The organism is Oscillospiraceae bacterium, from assembly GCA_025757985.1.
Classification (GTDB): Bacteria; Bacillota; Clostridia; order Oscillospirales; family Ruminococcaceae; genus Gemmiger.
The window spans coordinates 79,978-97,324 of sequence record CP107210.1; the positions used below are offsets into that span (position 1 = coordinate 79,978).

Here is a 17,347-nt window from a genome sequence, read left to right on the forward strand (position 1 = left end):
ACTATACTATACTATTTTTATAGGGATTGCAAGAGGAAACCGCAAGAAATTGACACAGAAGTCCTAAATCGGCCAATTTTCAGCAGCGAGGCAAAAGAAAAAGGCTTGAAGCAGAAGCTTCAAGCCTTGATGGCTGCCCCAGTCCGACTTGAACGGACGACACCCTGATTAACAGTTATACATGTATTTTGAAACATCTTGATACATTGTCTCGCATGAGTCAACGTTCGCCGTTAAATCGTCTATGTTTTGCTTTCCCGAAGAATATCATGCAAAACCTTTTAATAACTTGCACGGCCAGATAACGGCCAGAAAAGAGGCGCTTGCCGTAGAGAACATATTGACAGTACGGTATGTGTGATGTATAATAAGGGAACAGAAATCAAAATAATTTTATTTCTGCTCAAATTAAGAAAGGAGGTCTATTATGGATATGTACGATATTGCGGTAACGCAATCAGCACGAGGGGCATTATATGATTTTTTTGATGTAGATATTGCAGATGTGGATACTTGGATGCCCCAGCTCGCAAAGGCATCTAAAAATACAGGCAAAGACGAGTATATAGATGTAGAGCGTGGCTCATTGTATCGAGACGACCAAATTTCCCCTTTGCCACTAGGGGCGGCATTTAACGCTGCGCGGAACTCACTGCAAGCGGCAATGCAGCATCGGCGAAACGTTATAAAGGAATATAAGGATAGAGGTCTACAATCATGGTACGCAGTCTATCGGGATAGAGTGGAACCGACCGATCTGGAATACTGTGCAGAATGGTTACAGGTACGGTTTGGTATCTCACACGGTGTTCCTATTGATAAGGTGCTGGCTACAATCATGCCGATCAAAGACGTTAGCGCCGGTAACAACCAACTCGAAAGCCTAATATTGTTTTTGGGAATGCATGATTACAGCAAATTAGACCCTGCGTGGCAGGAAATTGAGAAAGCATATGAGACACTTAGGTTGCTGCTTGATGCGATTACATTAGAAGAGGGTTGCACAGAATCCTGCAAACCGACATGGGATGTATACCATGCGTATTTAACGGATGCGATATCATCCACTGCCTGCAAGCGTGTGTTTTCGGATTTGGAATTATGGACGTACAGCCCATTCTTGCCTTTTTCAACAAATGAAATAATGCCGCAAAAGTATATTGAGGCACTATTCCGCAGAGATACAGCGGGTACCGTTGACCGCCTTGCATGGCTCAAAGAAGTTTTCCGAGAAACAACAAGTCAAGATAGCAAGGAAAAGACCCTTGAACAGTGGTCAGTAATTGCCAGCGCATACGATATACGCAATAGCTTCCAATTGTGCTTTGCATTTTTAGATTACATAATATACCGAAAAGATTTGATTCTGCGAAAATGTCCCAAGTGCGGAAAATATTTTGTTGCATCGACGAAAAAGAAAAGGTATTGCGATTTTTTACATGCGAACGGTAAGACTTGCGGGCAACTTGCAAAAGAAGAATCAGACGCCAACCGAAGCGGCGAAAATGGAAAATATCGCAATGTGCTGAGGCGATTGGATGCGCAAGGGGATTCGTACCGAGAAAAGGCCGAAATCATACGGGCAAAGGGGAAAAATTCAAGTCCGAAAGAATTGGAAAAATTACAGCAATTGCAGGAGGCGATAGAAGATATAAACAATCAGCGTGACGCATTACAGCTTGAACGCAAAAAGAAAGTGAAAGATCTTTCGCCAGAAGAATATCAGAATTGGCAAACCAACATTGATAAGGCCGTTCCCAAAAAGAGGCGTGGGCGACCAAGCAAAAGCAAGTAAAAAAGCGTCCCGGAGCGGCAACTCCAAGACGCTAACCGAAATCACACTCAGACGGGCATCTGCGTACGGATATCGGCTCAAACATCAGTATAACAGATTCGCCCGCCGCTGTAAAGCGAAAGGACGACAATTACAATGGCAACAATAGTTAAACGAGGAAATTCCTATCGCATTCGGTGTTATGATGGATACGACAGCAATGGTAAACAAATTGAGCGCTGTATGACATGGACCCCGGAACCGGGAATGTCCGAGGCTAAAATTAAGAAAGAGGTAAAAAAACAAGCGGAAATTTTCGAGATCAATGTTAAGAATGGCTTATATTCTGTTCGCCGAATGAAATTTTCTGAGTATGCCGAACTTTGGTTTGCAGAATACGCAGAAGTAAATTTGAAACCTAAAACGGTATCTGATTTTCGCGATTTACTTCCGCGAGTTAATGACAACATCGGACATCTGTATCTCGATAAAATTCGCCCAAGTCATCTGATTAAAATGCGTGACAACCTCATGCAAACACGGATTGTCCCTACATATAGAGCACGAAATCCCAGATTACTGAGGGATAAATGCAAACAGCAAAGTAGAACGCTCAAGGCTTTCGCCGCAGATGCACAGCTCAATTTAGGCGTAATCAAATACGCGATCAGCGGTAAGAACATCACCTTGCATAGCGCTACACAGATTGCGAAAGCCCTTAATACTAATGTGTCAATGATTTTCTTGGAGAACGAAACGGACACATTAGATGCAAACACTGTCAAACATTATTTGCGCCTTACATCGACAATTTTGTCTACCGCTGTTGAACAGCAGTATATATTAGAAAATCCGATGGAGCGCGTTAAAATGCCTCGGATGCAGGAAAAAGATGTTTGTTGTCTAACACGAGAAAAAGCTCTTGAATTGTTAACATCAATACAGGAAGAACCCCCTAAATACAGAACCGCTATAACGGTCTTGCTGTATACAGGTATGCGCCGAGAAGAAATTTTGGCGTTGAAATGGAAAGACATTGATTTTGCACATAATATCATTGATATCCATGCAAGCATCCAGTACATTCCTCATAAAGGCTTAATCTACGGAGAACCCAAAACCAAGTCATCCCGGCGTATTATTAAGGTATCTAATGTAGCAATGCAAGCGTTAAGCGAGTATCGAGATTATCAGATGCAGCAATATAAGCAACTCGGTATGGAGTTCAATCCGAATTGCTTCATCTTTGAAGGCTATGACGGGGTATTGATGCGTCCTAATACGCTGACGCATCGTTTCCATAAAATCATAAAAGAACATGACTTACCCCCGGTACATTTGCACAGCCTACGTCATACAATGGCAACTTTGCTAATCGATCAAAGTCTCCCTCTAACCGCGATAACGGCAAGTCTGGGACATAGTAGCCCGCATACAACGGCATTGATCTATGCACATGCGTTGCGGCAAAATGCAGCAAAAGCCGCGGAGGCAATGGACCTCATACTTCAGTAACAATTGATTTAAGTGATTTAAGCACCTTCACAGGATTTGTGAGGGTGCTTTTATTTTGGCAAGAAATGAAATAGAGGAAGAATCGGTATATTTTACGTGTTATGCCCTGCTGGATAAATGTATAATATAGATGTACCGAGAAGATAAAGAAAATGATTCGGTACAGTAATCGTGTGGAGGTGACTACCCATCCGTATCCGTACAATTGCCGGGGCTGTGAAAGAAATGAAGAATGATGACCCCGGCACACACGTAACGGAGTCGTATCTCAGACGGCTCGTCAAGGAGGGAGCCATCCCCTACGTTATGGACGGCACTCGTGTACTGGTTAATGTCGATACAGTGCAGGAGTATTTATTATCGGCAACCAAGAACAGAACTAAGCAATTAAAAAGGAGAACAAAAAAATGGAAGATAACATGCAGCAAAAATACGAAAAATACATGAATGCAACAAAGGTTGAACGCATTTACACTCGCAGAGGTGACGACTCTATTTATGTTGATGGGACAATAGCTATTGATGATCGAATTGTTGATTATACGCTTGAGATCGAAGATGTTTGGTTCGAGGGAATTTACAATATAACAGTTGATGAGGATGGTTATAGTTTTAGGTTTCGCCAATTCGGGAACGAAAGAGATGTGAATAAAAGAGATATATATATTAGTGATGACGAAATGGCCGGGTACCTCAATGTAAGCGAGGGCTATAACGAGTCGGATATTACGAGTCCTCTTATCGCCAAGTTGGTAGATGACTCGGATTATATCTACAATGCAATTATCGATAGGGCGATAGAATATGGTGAGAATGATCGCGAAACACATCTATTGTGGGTGCAGTTCTATTTTGCAACTTACTACTATGACAATACTAAGTTAGAAATAACGAATGTCAAAAAAATCGGTACTAGGTATGAAGGGCGTTTTTCTGTCCTAGACGTGAATTTTCGTTTTGTTTACGAGGAGGACGAACAATGGTATGAGATCACAAAACTCGCGTATGAAGACGATCCGTTTGAGGCTTGGGATGACTTCGAGGAATACCTCGGCAGTGCACGAGATTACATCTGGTCGAAAATCCATCACTATATCGCCGATTTAGAAAAGGAGAACGCACCAGATGAAAATATCTAACTGGGCAAAGCTCGATTTGCTCCTGTTGGCATGTCGTAGACAGATTACGCCGGAGGGAATATCTGTTTTCGATGACGATCAATGGGTGCAGTGCAGCGAAAAGTACATCCGCAGAGACGTCAATTTTTCGGGTGTTTGGCGAGTCGAAACATTATACAAGAACACCCAATACGATGGCTATTATATGCTTGAGGGTATGGGTGGTCCACACACCGCGTGGCACGAGCGCGAAGACGGGAAATATGTTATTGGCATGCATTATGTTGTTATGACAGCGGATATGTGCAAAAAATACATGGAGACGAGAATGATGCTTGACCAAGATGATGGCAAAAATTTGCCGTGTCACCCGTTTTAATTGATAAGGAGGGCGCAAAATGAAAAGTAATAATATCAGAGACAGCCCGCCTCCACTGCGAGACTACCAACAAGTCGATCTCGCAAAAATGCAGAATTACGAGGGTCGAGCGGCGTTGATGGTCCTGGCAACGGGGCTTGGAAAAACACGTATCTACACCGAGTATATCCGTTGGGATGTGCTCAATAACAACCACAACTGCCTGATTCTTTCGCACAGAGAAGAGTTAGTTTATCAACCGCTAACGTACCTAGAAGACTTACCCTGCGGCGTTGATTTGGCAGGAAAACATGCCCACGGAGAACCAGTAATAAGTGCATCAGTGCAAAGCCTTGTGGGACGATTGGATAAATACAATCCGTACGAGATTGACACAATCATTGTGGACGAGGCACACCATGCGGCGGCCCCAACATACCGCCGTGTGCTGGAATATTTCCCATCTGCACAGATTTTCGGCTTTACTGGCACGGCCCATCGAGGTGATGGCGTCGGATTGAGTTGTGTTTTTGATGACATCTTGACGGAACGCGATACTCTGTGGGGGATAGATAATGGCTATTTGCTGCCAATGGAGTGCCGCCAAGTCACGTTAAAATATGACATGGGCAGTGTAAAAATTGAGGAAGACGGTGACTATAACCAAGCGGACATTGCCCGTGTTATGTCAGGGACAGCGGCGGGCGTTGTGGAGGCGTACAGCAAATATGCACGTGGCCCCACAATAATTTTTGGCTCAAGCGTAGACGAAGTCAAAGACATTACTGCTATGCTGAACAAAAAGTATGGGCGTGGTGTTGCTGTTGCTGTAACTGCCAACACGCCAAACCGTGCGCAGATATTAGAGGCTTTTCGGCTTGGGATAGTTAAGATACTAGTCAATTTTGGTATTTTTACCGAGGGGACTGATCTCCCTATGATAGAGACGGTGTTGATTGCTCGTCCAGTAGCGCCAACTAATGTTGGGCTATATGCTCAGATGGTAGGGCGTGGATTGCGGCTCTATCCGGGTAAAACGTCCTGTATGGTGATTGATTGTGTCGGCATATCGGATAACCCTATTTGCACTGCCGCATCACTGATCGGCAAGGATGTACCTACCCCCAAGCCAGAAAAAGCAAAGCAAGAGAAAATTGAAGACGAGGAAGAAAAAATTGAAGTGCTGCGGGGGTCTGAAATCCCGGATACATGGATTAAAAAGGAACTGGAGGTGGATATTGTGGAAAAAGGCGTTGGTGTAGATTTGCACGATGTGGCGTGGATTAAGCTGGAGAATGGCGGCTATTTGCTCCAAATTCCGGGCGTTACATATCGTATCAGCAAACCGCTGATTGACGGCAATGTTTACCTGCACAAAAACAAAACGTGCTCCAAAATGCCCATGCCCACACAGTTTATTCTGGATTGGGTATATCAAGACCTAAAACAAAAGCATGCAAACGTAAGCTATCTATGGAATAAGAGCGAGCGTCGCCGTTGGGACAATCAGCTTGTTTCGGCAGAACAAATATCGCTGATTAAGCGGCTGGCTCCCGATTATAAAATCAATCCTAAGAAGATGACGCGAGGCGATGCATCGTCCATCATTCAAAATCTGCTGCATGTGCAGAAGCCGGAGGATAAACAGGATGCCTAGGAAAGCTCGGAAACTTTCGTCCTCTGGCGTGTACCATATTATGACGCGCGGGATCGATAAAACAAGGGTTATGCTGGATGATGCAGATTGTATTCAATTCCTGTGTTTTCTCAATTTTGTACAAAACGAGGGCTTTCAAGTCTTAGCCTATTGCTTGATGGGCAATCACGTGCACTTACTCGTTAAAACAGACAAAGCCAACATTGACGCGTTAGAACTGGCAATGAAAAGGCTGCTTGTACGCTATGTGGCGTACTATAATCGCAAATATGATCGTGTTGGCGGCCTTTTTCAAAATCGATATGCGAGTCAACCTGTGGTGACAACAGGGTACTTCTTGAGGGTACTCCGTTATATTCACAATAACCCTGTTGCTGCAAAAATCACAAAAACGCAAGCACAATATGAGTGGAGCAGCTATAGAGACTATTTTGGTGGACGCCAAACGTGTCTGTGTGAAGTGCAGACACAATATGCTTTGCAAATCCGCCCACTGGAATGGCTTAAAAATTGGCACGAGAAAAGCGAGCTGAATCCTGCAAGTTTTTCTGATGTTAACATCTCAAAAGTTAAGGTGGGCGATGATATCGCAATGCAGCTGATACAAAATAGAGGCGGCATATCAGCAATCCAAGTTCGCAATTTATCGGACGCGGACAAGGCCGTTCTATTTGGTCGCCTTGTGAATGAGGAAAGGCTGGGCTTTGCGCAACTGTCCCGACTTACAGGAATTTCCAAGGGAGAAATCAAAAGACTACTGCTGCAAATGGAGGATGATCTATGACGAGTGAAACACGCGAAAAAATCAATCGTGCGAGTATCATTATTGACAACGCAATGTACTGTGATGAGGACAAATCGCTCCGCGTTATTGGTCGCTTGTATTACGACGGCAAGGAGTATGGGGTAGGTATCATCGAGGCAAAAGAAAAGTCAGATACGCTGGATATTAAAACGCCGGAAACATGCCTGACATACAGTGGGGATTATCCCATCTGCGGTTCTCGGCTGGGCGGTGCTTATGTAAACGACATCGATCAGGCAATTGACGAGTTGTATGCCCTTGCAATTGGAGCGAAAGAAACCTATTGCGCAACGACGCAATCGGGTATGCTCGCCAAGCTGCGATACTTGATGCAGGACGCATTTGAGCCTTACAGCCCACACGGATATGCCAGTTGGTTCGGCAAAATCTTGCTGTGGGATATGCGCCCTCTTTTTAACGGTTGGTGTGGAACGGCACGGATTGACACATTGCGCCTCAACTATTATTACAGTGACGGGCAATTGGTATACCTCAATTTTGCGGGCAAACCATTGTCTACAGCGCAGGATTCGGCTATTCCTGACCCGATCAGAAAATGCATTGAGGGCGAGATCAAAGCGGAAATCAAACGGAAAGAAGAGAAAGAAAGAGCGGAACAGCGCAGGATTGCAGCCTACAGCCAAACGATGACAGAGGTCGAATCAGATGGCGACGAGTTTGACTTTGCAGATGTAGACGATCCTGCTTTTTGGCGGGAATTTGACGCAATTCAAAACAATGAATGTCCCGAAATATAATCGACGCCGAAATCGAAACATTTACATTTTTAATCCCTACTCGTTAGGGTATAATATAGATAAGGTCAGAGGGAACGAAAGCTCCCGATGACCTCGGCGTGTTGGAGGGTAGCAGCCTCCGATATGCTGTGTGCTCCTTGAAAGGTGAATAAGTTCTAGCGCCCATGATGCACGGGCATCCCGAAAGGAGATACTTAGATGGGATTGGCGACTAATAGGATACTTAGAGAATCCACAGCAAGTAGCCCCCGTACAGGATTGTGCATTGCACTCGTAATGGCCGAGGGACAAAGGAGGAAAACACAGCTCACCGCAAAGACTGTATTGGAATATTAGATTTTGGACAATATCAGCATATTATACGATTAGTGGTTATATATAGGTAGACACAATAGCGTACAGATCGTTGGCGCCGATACCTGAAGCGCGGTTGATATCGTATCCAGACGTGGAGCATTGAGACGCGCGGGTATTATACGACCTGTGTGCAAGCAAAGAGAGGGCATCACCTTGTGTGATACCCTCTTTTTTGTTGTGGTTTTGAATTGTAAACATCAAAATATAGGCGTCAGGCTTCTTCTTCATCGTCCAGATTTTCAAAGAGGTCTGATGAAAAGAAGTCAACAAAATCAATTCCGAATCCCTGACACAGCTTTTTAATCGTAACAACCCCGGTACTTTTGACACGAGCGTAAGAAGAAACGGTTAACTTGAGCGCGGAGGACGATACCCCGCTTACCTCCGCCAGATGATTGACCGTCATGTTTTTTTCGCGGCAAAGTTGGAGGATGCGCAGCCGTACCGCCTCTTGTATGCGCATCTCTATCACTCCCCGCCTATATAATTACCATAATGATAGCGGGTTTTTCAGAAAATTATCGACTATTTATAAACCGTGGATTGAAGAGCAACGTTCCGGGTGATATAATTTAAATAAAGGATGCTCCCGCGAGCCTTGCGCTATCGGGGACAGGGATGCCGCTTGCGGTATCCCCTGTCCCCATAGAGCACTCCATAGAGCACTAAAAATAAAAAGCCGTCGATCCTCAATAGATCGACGGCGAAAGGAGAAGAAACCTATGAAATTTTCAAAAATCCACAAATCACCCGGAACATTCACCCGTATCGCGTGCCTGATTATGGCAGTCGCGATGGCCGTCAGTCTGGTTGGCTGCGGTGTTGATATCACCTCAGTTGGTCTGCCCACCGATATTGTAATGGAGAAGGGTGAAACTCAGCAGCTCAATATCGAGTATGGCACCGACGACAAGGCTGAGCAGGAAAAGATTGCAGAGGCAGCATCCAAACTGAATCTCACTTGGACTTCCTCAGACGAAGAGGTCGCTACAGTTGATGAGACCGGTCTGGTAACTGCAGTCGGTGCCGGTGAGGCTGATATCACGGTTTCCGTTTCTGACGCAAACATTTCGTCTACGACCCACGTAAAGGTCGTGATTACCCCTACCGGAGTCGAGGCTCCCGATTCCATTGAACTCGTCACGAACGGCGAGAACAGCAAGGCCCTTGGAGCCAAAATGACGCCCGAGGATGCGACCGAAGTTAAGCTGGCATATGAGTCCAGTGATGAGAGCGTTGCAACCGTCGATGAAAACGGCGTCGTAACCGCAGTCGCCGATGGCGAGTGCATCATCACCACTTATGTGACTGCTGATATCCCCGCTACTGCAGAGAGTGCAGAAGCAAAGCCTGTTGTAGATGAAGTTACTTCCTCCGAAGCAGAGGTTGCTGATTCCGCAGCAGATTCCGAAGTCCCTGACGACGCAGCTTCCTCTGAGCCGAAAGACACTACCGATTCTTCGTTCGGTGTTGTGCCTGATAGTCTGAGTGCTGAGACCAAGGTTACCGTCACCACGAAGGTTGAGCAGATTGTTTTGAACAAAACGGAAGGTGTCCTGACCGTTGGCAACAGCGTTACTGTTACCGCTACTGTAACTCCGGATAACGCAACCAACGCTACCGTCAACTGGACATCCAGTGACGAGAAGGTTGCCACGGTAGACAGCAATGGGAAGGTAACTGCAGTAGCTGCTGGGAATGCCACAATCAAGGCAACCAGCGAGTCTGATGGGGATGTGAGTGCTGATTATGCGCTCACGGTAAATAAGGCTGCAGCTAAGCAGAATAAGCCTGCAACGAATTACGGTGGAACTACCAGTTCCGCAGGTGCAGCAGCCGCACCGTCCGCTCCTTCCACGCCCACTTATGTGCCTGAGCCTGCACCTGCACCGGCACCTGCTCCCGCTGAGCCTTCTCAGCCGAGCGGTGGTAACTCCGGTGGCGGAATGGGAGTGGGGAATTATGTTGACACAGCAAAGCCCGAGGACAACTTTGGTCAGTCCTCCGGTATTGACTGGACGCAGGGTGCGACTCGTTCGTAATTGAAAAGATTACGCACCGCAAGAAATTGCGGGAGAACTGACAATCCGATAGATAGGGATATCTACCATAAACTCCGACATGCGATATATGACGAAAGTCAAATCGTGTGAAGCTCGGTAAAGTCGGCAGAAGGTTGACTCATGAAGCCAACTGATATGCCGGTGGTCCGTACCCATGGTGAGCATGACCGTTTCGGTCTGACGAACCTGCGAAATAAAGGGATACAGTCCATGCAGCGATGCATGTCGATGATGCAGCCAAGTAAGGACTTGCGTACGAAAGGCTGCCAAAAAGGTCATCGGTCCCATAGCAGGCACCTAAAGGTATATGTGACGGATAGGATTGTTGGAACGGGGAAATGTATCGAGCATCAATAGATGTAAACTGACGAAGAACAATAAGCAGTTGAATCGGTGCAGAAAAGTAGAGGTCGAAGTTATGATGGCACTTGTAATGAGTGTTGGAGCAATGGCCTCAAGTCGGTGATAAGTCACCGAGGGAGCGCCGTGTGCGATGAAAGTCGCATGCACGGTGCGGAGTGGGGGAAAACAAAGAAAACCGCATAGCCGACAATGACCATGCGGTACGAATAACATCTGGCACAGAGAGATGTTAGGCGATATTTATATTTTACATGATTATGTGAAAACAGTCAACGATAAAATATCGGATATCGATACATCGCGCGTTATTCGTAGAATTGTTACCTATCACTATACAGTTCTTGTGGAACAAACCAAACAGAGGGAGACTAAAAAATTATAAATAGTTAGGAGTGTTGCAACTATGTAGATTTAAAAAGACCGCTTTTGCGGTTGGCTTCTTAGTGTAGCCTCTACGTGGCGAAGCTAGGCAACGTTGCTTTGCAGCAATGGCAAATACACTATAACAGCTACTTCAACGAGTTATGGGGACAGTCCCGATTTTTTAATGATGAAACGCAAAAAAACAGAAAGCGGCATGCTTTGAGAGGTTGACATCAAAACTCAGATCCCCCCAAAAGTGCTATAAAAGTTGTCCACAAAAATAGGGACGGCGCAGTCGTCTTCGACGACCTGCACCGTCCTCTTTTTGTTGCGAGAAAACAGAAAAAAGAGAAATTGCATAAAATAATAGCGGTTAATCTTGATTATTTAAAAAGGAGAAGTTTAAGTAAAAACAACATGCTTCTCGTTATTTTTGCTGCACACAGGAAATAAGAAGATAAATTGCGTCTAAAAGGCAAGACGTCTCTTTATTTTTCGCTGGGAATATGCTACAATGGGGAAAATGTTTGAGGAGATTTGCAATGACTGAATACGATAACGCGCCGCGACCGCCGCAGAGTTACCTTACAGATGCGGAATGGAATGCGATTTGCGTCTACTTTGGTGGCAACGGCCGGGGAACATGCCAGCCGGAGGACTTGAAAAGAAGCGGCGATGTGGTGAAGCAACTGCAAGAATTGGCAAATAAGTATAAGTCATGTACAAAAAAAGGAATCTGCTATTTGTGTGGCACGTCAAACAGGATTGCGGCGTGGGGCATCTGTCAGGCGTGTTACAGTAGCTTACGCAATAGGAAACTGCGCACGGGGGAGCTGATGCGGCCAATGCACCTGAATCAGCAGGAGACGGATGGTTCGGAAAGGAGCTGCCTATGCTGCGGAAAGCAGGAATATTATGCGCAGGGCTTGTGCAGGAATTGCTACGCGGCATATCGTTATAGCAAAATCAAAATGTCTGTGACTCAGTTTGCCGCTTGCCGCCGCGCTGCGCTGCAGCTGCGGGGTGAACTTCCGCTCACGGAGAGCACGGGCAGCGAATATGCGCCCGCCCCTCGGACGACACCACCGGTCAGAGCGGAAAAGGCGGCAGAAATCTGCATACAGAAAATCCCGGCAGGAGACAAGGAACTGCTTCGTGTTCTGCTGGAAAGTGCAGCAGCCCAAAAGGGGCTTGCCGCAGAAGTTGAAATCAGCAAGACGGCCTATGCAGAGGCAAGAGGCATTCCGGCAGAGGAAAAGGCAATCCGCAGAGACATCACAAAAATACTGAATGAGAATGTGGTTTGGCTCCCGGCCGAGGAAAACAGCATGTCCTGCTCCTTCCGTTGGCTGCAGGGCGCACAAATCAAAAGGAACAGCGTTGTGCTCTCCTTGAATGAGTGGCTACGCGGCAGTGCCTTTGCGCAGGCGGTTGTCAGTGCGGAGAAACCTCTTGAGACGAAGAGCAAATACAGCGCCCGAATGTATGCGTATTGCCTTGAACACCGCCCAGAGTACCGTATTCGGGAGCAGAACGGGCAACCCTATACTGTCACCCTTAGGCAGCTTACAAAAGCTCTAGACTGCCCGCTGGTGACGTGGACGGACATCAAGCGCTATGTGCTGGATAAGGCTAAAGACGACCTGAACGGGAAATCAGACGTGACTTTCGACTATGAAATCTGCGAGAAGAAAGGAAAACGGGTCGTCGCCATAGCTTTGAAAATAGAGTACTGTTGAAAGGTTGACATCAAAAATCCGGTGCAGTCGTCAACGATGATCTGCACTAGGCTTTTTGTTTGCGTCTGCTGTTCAGCGCCACGATTTTGAGCGAGTTATTTGGATTTTTTGGCAAAAATGCAAAAACTTTTGCAAAATCATTTGTTCATAGCAACGTTGAAAAGCAGGGGCGACCTAACAAACCGTTACCCGTGCTAATATTATATTGATTCCATATTTTAAATATCAAAACAACATATAGAGCGTCACCAAGCATTATCAATGGAGACCGTAGGAAAGGCCGCTTGCGGCCAAAATTTTTGAAACGAAAAAGCCGGGGGCCTTTCGGCTCCCGGTCCTTGTTATTGCGCAACCATCAACATGTCGCAGTCTGCACACTTGATATTGACGGCTTTGGTGGCGCGTACGCTGTTGTGACAGCAGGGGCAGACATACTTGATGCTGTGGCTATTAGCGCCCTTTCCGGGGCTCCCTGCGCCTCCTACGGCGTTTCCTGCCCCTGTTCCGCGTGAGGTATAGGCACATTCGATGCGGTTCATCCGAATGTCGTCCCAGCCTTGCTCCAGAACGAACTCACAAAGGGCTTCCGTTGGCTCTGTTATGCTCCAACCGATGCGCGGGTTATAACTGATTTTCAGGTCACGGGCTTCGGCGGCGGCTTTGAATTTTTTGTTGTGATACTGCCCGCCCCTGCTGCAATCCTGTATGCCGCGCTGCATATTGTAGATGTGTATGCACTCGTGGAGTTCAGATGCAACAATTTCGAAAATGCTTCTGTCAAGAGTTCCTGCCCCGATATTTAACTCCCTGCGGGTAGTATCTCCACGTTGCCATGCCTTGCCGATGGTAACATGTGCGTATGCCTTGGGCGTACTCTGTATCGTGATGATGGGTTCCTCTAATTCGCCGTTGAAATACTTCGCGTTCAATGCGCGGAAAATTTTCTCGAGATAACCTGCAGTTCGGCTTGTTTTGACGGTTTCTTTCATTTTCGTATCCTCGCTTTCGTTTTTTCAATCTCGGCATCCGTATCCCGGAGGGATAAGGGGTTGCGGGTTGTTCCGCGTTAGCGGACGAAAGCGAAGCAGGGAGGCAGTCAAGGTGATCGTGGAATACCGCAGCCCATTTGTTAAAGCGAGGATATGCCGCGAAAGCGCCTTTACTGCCTCCCTGATACGGTTTAAGATTGTTGCGGGAACAACAAAAAGCCTTCGTGCGGTGAGGATAACGGCCAAAATTAACGGCCAGAAAGTTTGCCTATAAGCGAATGTTAAGTCCTTTGAAAATTTTTGAAAAGAAAATTGTTCCTTTTGCCTTGAAATGAAAAAGTTGGTTGTCGAAGAACTGGAAATAAGAAAAAAATCAGGGAACGGCCAAATAACGGCCAGAACATCCCAAAACGGCAAAAAAATAACCACGATAGAACATGTGAAACACATTCTATCGTGGTATTTGTTGGCTGCCCCAGTCCGACTTGAACGGACGACACCCTGATTAACAGTCAGGTGCTCTAACCAACTGAGCTATGGGGCAATAGAAAGCCCTGAGGAATCCTCAAGGCGATGGCTGCCCCAGTCCGACTTGAACGGACGACACCCTGATTAACAGTCAGGTGCTCTAACCAACTGAGCTATGGGGCAATATAACGCTGCGCCTGTCATCAGGCGACGCATATAATTATAGCGGCGCACAGGGCGTTTGTCAACAGATTTTTTCAAAAAAATCTGTTTTTTTAAAAAATGACAAATCCCTCCGCCCGGCTTGACAACACGGCGCAATGCAGTTATAATAATATCACTGTTTACAAGCCGGTGTGTTGGAATTGGCAGACGAGACGGACTCAAAATCCGTTGGTGGTGACACCGTGCGGGTTCGACCCCCGCCACCGGCATAAAAAAAGAAGCTCCCTGACCGTGTCCCGGTCAGGGAGCTTCTTTTTATCCCCTTTATTTTTTCTTCTCGTGCCCGTTCTCGACCTCGCTGGTGCCCTGCTCCAGCAGGTAGGTGGCAGTCAGGTCGGCAATGTGCAGCTTGACGGCGAGGGGATAGGTGTTGTAGGCATCGCTGACGGCAAAGCTGCCGCCGCGCACGGCATCGTCAAAGCCGCCCATGTGCCACCGGATCGCAATGGCCTCGGCCGTTTTCAGCCGCATAAAATGCTCGATCAGATAGACACTTTTTTCCCCGTGGCCGTAGGGCAGCTGGTCGGCTACCTGATAAAAGGGGACCTTCTCCCACTGGCCGGTCACATCGTTTTTGACATTGCGGGTGCTTACCTTATAGAAATTTGCCTTGCACAGGTCATGCAGCAGGCCGCAGATGGCGTAGCTCTCGGCGCTTTCCCCCTCGGTGAAAAAATGCTGCATCATCGCATTGTACACATTGATGCTGTGCATGACAAGGCCGCACTCACAGGCACCGTGGAACCGGGTCGAGGCCGGCGCGGTGAAAAAATCCGTGGTTTCCAGCCAGCTCAGCAGGCGGTCAGCGCCGGGGCGGGTGATATTCTTGTTGTAGATCTCCACAAATTCGGCGTGATAGTCCTGCATACAAGCCTCACAGTTCCATGTCGTCCAGAATGCCCTTCAGCGTTTTCAGCTCGTCCTCGGTCAGGCTGATGCCCTTGGCCATGCGGCTGCCATCGGGGGACCAGTCGCGGATGTCGTACTTCGGCGGGTTGCCGTTCCAGCTGACCATATTCAGCTGACGCTCCCAGCCGCGGGCATTGGTGGAAAGAACGGCGATGCGCTCGGTAACTTCATAGGTAAATTCTGCCATGATACAGACTCCTTTTATTTATATAAAATTGTGTAAGCACCATAATAGCGGATTCGCTCCGAAAATGCAAGAGGAAAATCCGCTCACCCTACCCGGACGGCCAGCAGGGCAAAGCGGGCATCGGTGCCGATGCGGGTGTCCCCGCAGGTCGAAAGCGTCAGCAGCTGGGTGCCGTATGCCGGGGTGACGCCGGTGTCATACAGCGACTTTTCGGTGATGGCGGCCACACGGCGCTGCCAGTCCAGCTTATTGTCGGCGTCAAAAAAGGTGTAGTAGGGCAGCTCGTCTGCGCCCAGCGCGGTGTCCAGCACAGCTGCGACCTGCCAGGTGGCGGTCTCGTACAGTGTGTCAAAGGTAAAGGTCGGGTGGGCTTGGCAGAAGGCCTCGTCCCGGTAGCGCACCAGCTGGCCGAACATCGACCCGTCCCGCATATTGTGGCCGTAGATGAGCCAGTTATCGGTGGGCGCGTCCGGCTCCACCGAGCAGCGCTCATCGAGGAACAGCGTGCCGCCCACGGCATAAAAGCGGTCAAAGCCGCGCCGCAGGTAGTATTCGTTGTCGCCGGGGGTCTGCACCACGGGCAGGTCAATGCCGGTGCCGTCGATGCGCAGCCAGCCGATGAGGTCGGGGTTCTGCTCATAAAGGCTGCGGTAGCGGGGCAGGACCTCAGCCGTGCGGGTGGCAGAGGGCTGGGCGGCGCTTTCCGGTGTTGTGTGGGCCTGCGTGTCGGCCTGCTGGGTCTCAGCCAATGCGTCCCGCGTGGCAGCCAGCGGCTGAACGCTCACATGGGCGGCCCCCGGTGCAGCGGTGACGGCGGGGACTGCGCTGGGCAGCGGGGCGGGTGCATCAGGCTGGCCGCCGCGGAAAACACCCTGCCGCAGGGCCAGCACGGCGGCCAGAATCAGCGCGGCGGCACCGGCGGTGCGCAGCGCCCGCGCATGGCGGCGCTGGCGCGCCCGCAGCCCGGTGCGGGCGGCAAAGGGGTAGTACGCGGTTTCCCCGCGCAGCTTGCGGTAGCGTTTGGGCACAGCGGGGGACTCCTTTCCGGTTTGGCAATTTGTAAAGGCACTCCGCCTCTGTGCGGAAACACCTGAAAATAAAAACAAAAAACGCCCCGCAGGGCGTTCAAAACTCAAATTTTGCGCAGCATCAAAAGACCGGCGGAGCAAATCAGGATAAGCCCGACCACGCCGACGAGATACATCACGGGAAAATCCCCGGTGGCCGGGGTCTCGGCTGCAGCGGAGGTCGTGGACTCCGGTGTGGCGCTGCTCTGGGCCGTGACGACCTCCACCTTGGCGGCGGTCTCGTTCACCTTGACGGTGGACGGCGTTTTTTGGGCGCGGGAGGTAGAACTGGTCGGGGTCGCGGTGGCCTGCGCGGCGGCGGTGGTGGTATTCAAAGCGCCGCAGGCGGCCAGCAGCGTAATGACGGCAATAAAAAAGGCCGCACAAAAAAAGCGTTTCATCGAGAAAACGCCTCCTTAATTTCAGTCTTTAGCTTCTATCGGAAACGATGCAGCAACGTGCCATCGTGATTTATACTTTCTGTATTGTAGCACAGCCGGGGCGTTACGTCAAGATGCTGCCAAGAAATCGTAACAAAACGGAAACAATTTAAGGCGAAAGGAGGGCGGGAAACCGCTTCTGCAGGGGTGCGCCGGGTGCGGTTATGCCGGCCGGCGTGTCAAAAAATGCGG

Annotated in this window: 15 protein-coding genes and 3 tRNA genes; 10 read left to right on the forward strand and 8 right to left on the reverse strand. The window is 48.4% G+C overall.

Going from position 1 to position 17,347, the window contains the following annotated elements; genetic code table 11:
* Positions 1-427 precede the first annotated feature (427 nt).
* From OGM67_00385 to OGM67_00415, 7 genes are all read left to right on the forward strand, one after another.
* On the forward strand, positions 428-1,795 hold the full coding sequence (locus OGM67_00385; GenBank protein ID UYJ34846.1) for a hypothetical protein: 1,368 nt from the start codon (positions 428-430) through the stop codon (positions 1,793-1,795).
* Between the two features lie 135 nt (positions 1,796-1,930).
* The gene (locus tag OGM67_00390; protein UYJ34847.1) at positions 1,931-3,289 is read left to right on the forward strand and encodes a site-specific integrase; all 1,359 of its coding nucleotides are present in this window, start codon (positions 1,931-1,933) and stop codon (positions 3,287-3,289) included.
* Positions 3,290-3,696: 407 nt separating this feature from the next.
* A complete protein-coding gene (locus tag OGM67_00395; GenBank protein ID UYJ34848.1) occupies positions 3,697-4,428 on the forward strand; it encodes a hypothetical protein in 732 nt (243 codons plus the stop codon).
* The gene (locus tag OGM67_00400) at positions 4,415-4,786 is read left to right on the forward strand and encodes a hypothetical protein (protein ID UYJ34849.1); all 372 of its coding nucleotides are present in this window, start codon (positions 4,415-4,417) and stop codon (positions 4,784-4,786) included. Before OGM67_00395 ends, OGM67_00400 begins: the two co-directional genes overlap by 14 nt.
* Before the next feature lie 19 nt (positions 4,787-4,805).
* On the forward strand, positions 4,806-6,422 hold the full coding sequence (locus OGM67_00405) for a DEAD/DEAH box helicase (GenBank protein ID UYJ34850.1): 1,617 nt from the start codon (positions 4,806-4,808) through the stop codon (positions 6,420-6,422).
* Between the two features lie 40 nt (positions 6,423-6,462).
* Entirely contained in the window at positions 6,463-7,206 is a 744-nt protein-coding gene (locus tag OGM67_00410) for a transposase (protein ID UYJ36243.1), read from the forward strand.
* The gene (locus OGM67_00415) at positions 7,203-7,985 is read left to right on the forward strand and encodes a hypothetical protein (protein ID UYJ34851.1); all 783 of its coding nucleotides are present in this window, start codon (positions 7,203-7,205) and stop codon (positions 7,983-7,985) included. The genes OGM67_00410 and OGM67_00415 overlap by 4 nt, the downstream gene beginning before the upstream one ends.
* Positions 7,986-8,553: 568 nt before the next feature.
* Here the strand turns inward: OGM67_00415 and OGM67_00420 are convergent.
* On the reverse strand, positions 8,554-8,805 hold the full coding sequence (locus tag OGM67_00420; protein ID UYJ34852.1) for a helix-turn-helix domain-containing protein: 252 nt from the start codon (positions 8,803-8,805) through the stop codon (positions 8,554-8,556).
* 259 nt (positions 8,806-9,064) lie between these two features.
* On the opposite strand from OGM67_00420, the gene OGM67_00425 reads away from it, so the two are divergent.
* A complete protein-coding gene (locus tag OGM67_00425; GenBank protein UYJ34853.1) occupies positions 9,065-10,384 on the forward strand; it encodes an Ig-like domain-containing protein in 1,320 nt (439 codons plus the stop codon).
* 1,289 nt (positions 10,385-11,673) lie between these two features.
* A complete protein-coding gene (locus tag OGM67_00430; GenBank protein ID UYJ34854.1) occupies positions 11,674-12,870 on the forward strand; it encodes a replication initiation protein in 1,197 nt (398 codons plus the stop codon).
* A 341-nt stretch (positions 12,871-13,211) separates the two neighbouring features.
* Here the strand turns inward: OGM67_00430 and OGM67_00435 are convergent, their stop codons facing one another.
* The 3 genes from OGM67_00435 to OGM67_00445 form a co-directional block, all read right to left on the reverse strand.
* The gene (locus OGM67_00435; GenBank protein UYJ34855.1) at positions 13,212-13,859 is read right to left on the reverse strand and encodes a SprT-like family protein; all 648 of its coding nucleotides are present in this window, start codon (positions 13,857-13,859) and stop codon (positions 13,212-13,214) included.
* 467 nt (positions 13,860-14,326) lie between these two features.
* Positions 14,327-14,403: transfer RNA gene (locus tag OGM67_00440), tRNA-Asn, on the reverse strand.
* 30 nt (positions 14,404-14,433) lie between these two features.
* A tRNA-Asn gene (locus tag OGM67_00445) sits at positions 14,434-14,510 on the reverse strand.
* Between the two features lie 167 nt (positions 14,511-14,677).
* Here OGM67_00445 and OGM67_00450 point away from each other — a divergent pair.
* A tRNA-Leu gene (locus OGM67_00450) sits at positions 14,678-14,761 on the forward strand.
* Positions 14,762-14,816: 55 nt separating this feature from the next.
* Here the strand turns inward: OGM67_00450 and OGM67_00455 are convergent.
* From OGM67_00455 to OGM67_00470, 4 genes are all read right to left on the reverse strand, one after another.
* Entirely contained in the window at positions 14,817-15,419 is a 603-nt protein-coding gene (locus OGM67_00455) for a hydrolase (protein UYJ34856.1), read from the reverse strand.
* Between the two features lie 7 nt (positions 15,420-15,426).
* On the reverse strand, positions 15,427-15,648 hold the full coding sequence (locus OGM67_00460; protein UYJ34857.1) for a PC4/YdbC family ssDNA-binding protein: 222 nt from the start codon (positions 15,646-15,648) through the stop codon (positions 15,427-15,429).
* A gap of 83 nt (positions 15,649-15,731) precedes the next feature.
* A complete protein-coding gene (locus OGM67_00465; GenBank protein UYJ34858.1) occupies positions 15,732-16,676 on the reverse strand; it encodes a sortase in 945 nt (314 codons plus the stop codon).
* A gap of 104 nt (positions 16,677-16,780) precedes the next feature.
* Positions 16,781-17,116, reverse strand: a complete 336-nt coding sequence (locus tag OGM67_00470) for a hypothetical protein (GenBank protein ID UYJ34859.1) — start codon at positions 17,114-17,116, stop codon at positions 16,781-16,783.
* Positions 17,117-17,347: the final 231 nt, after the last annotated feature.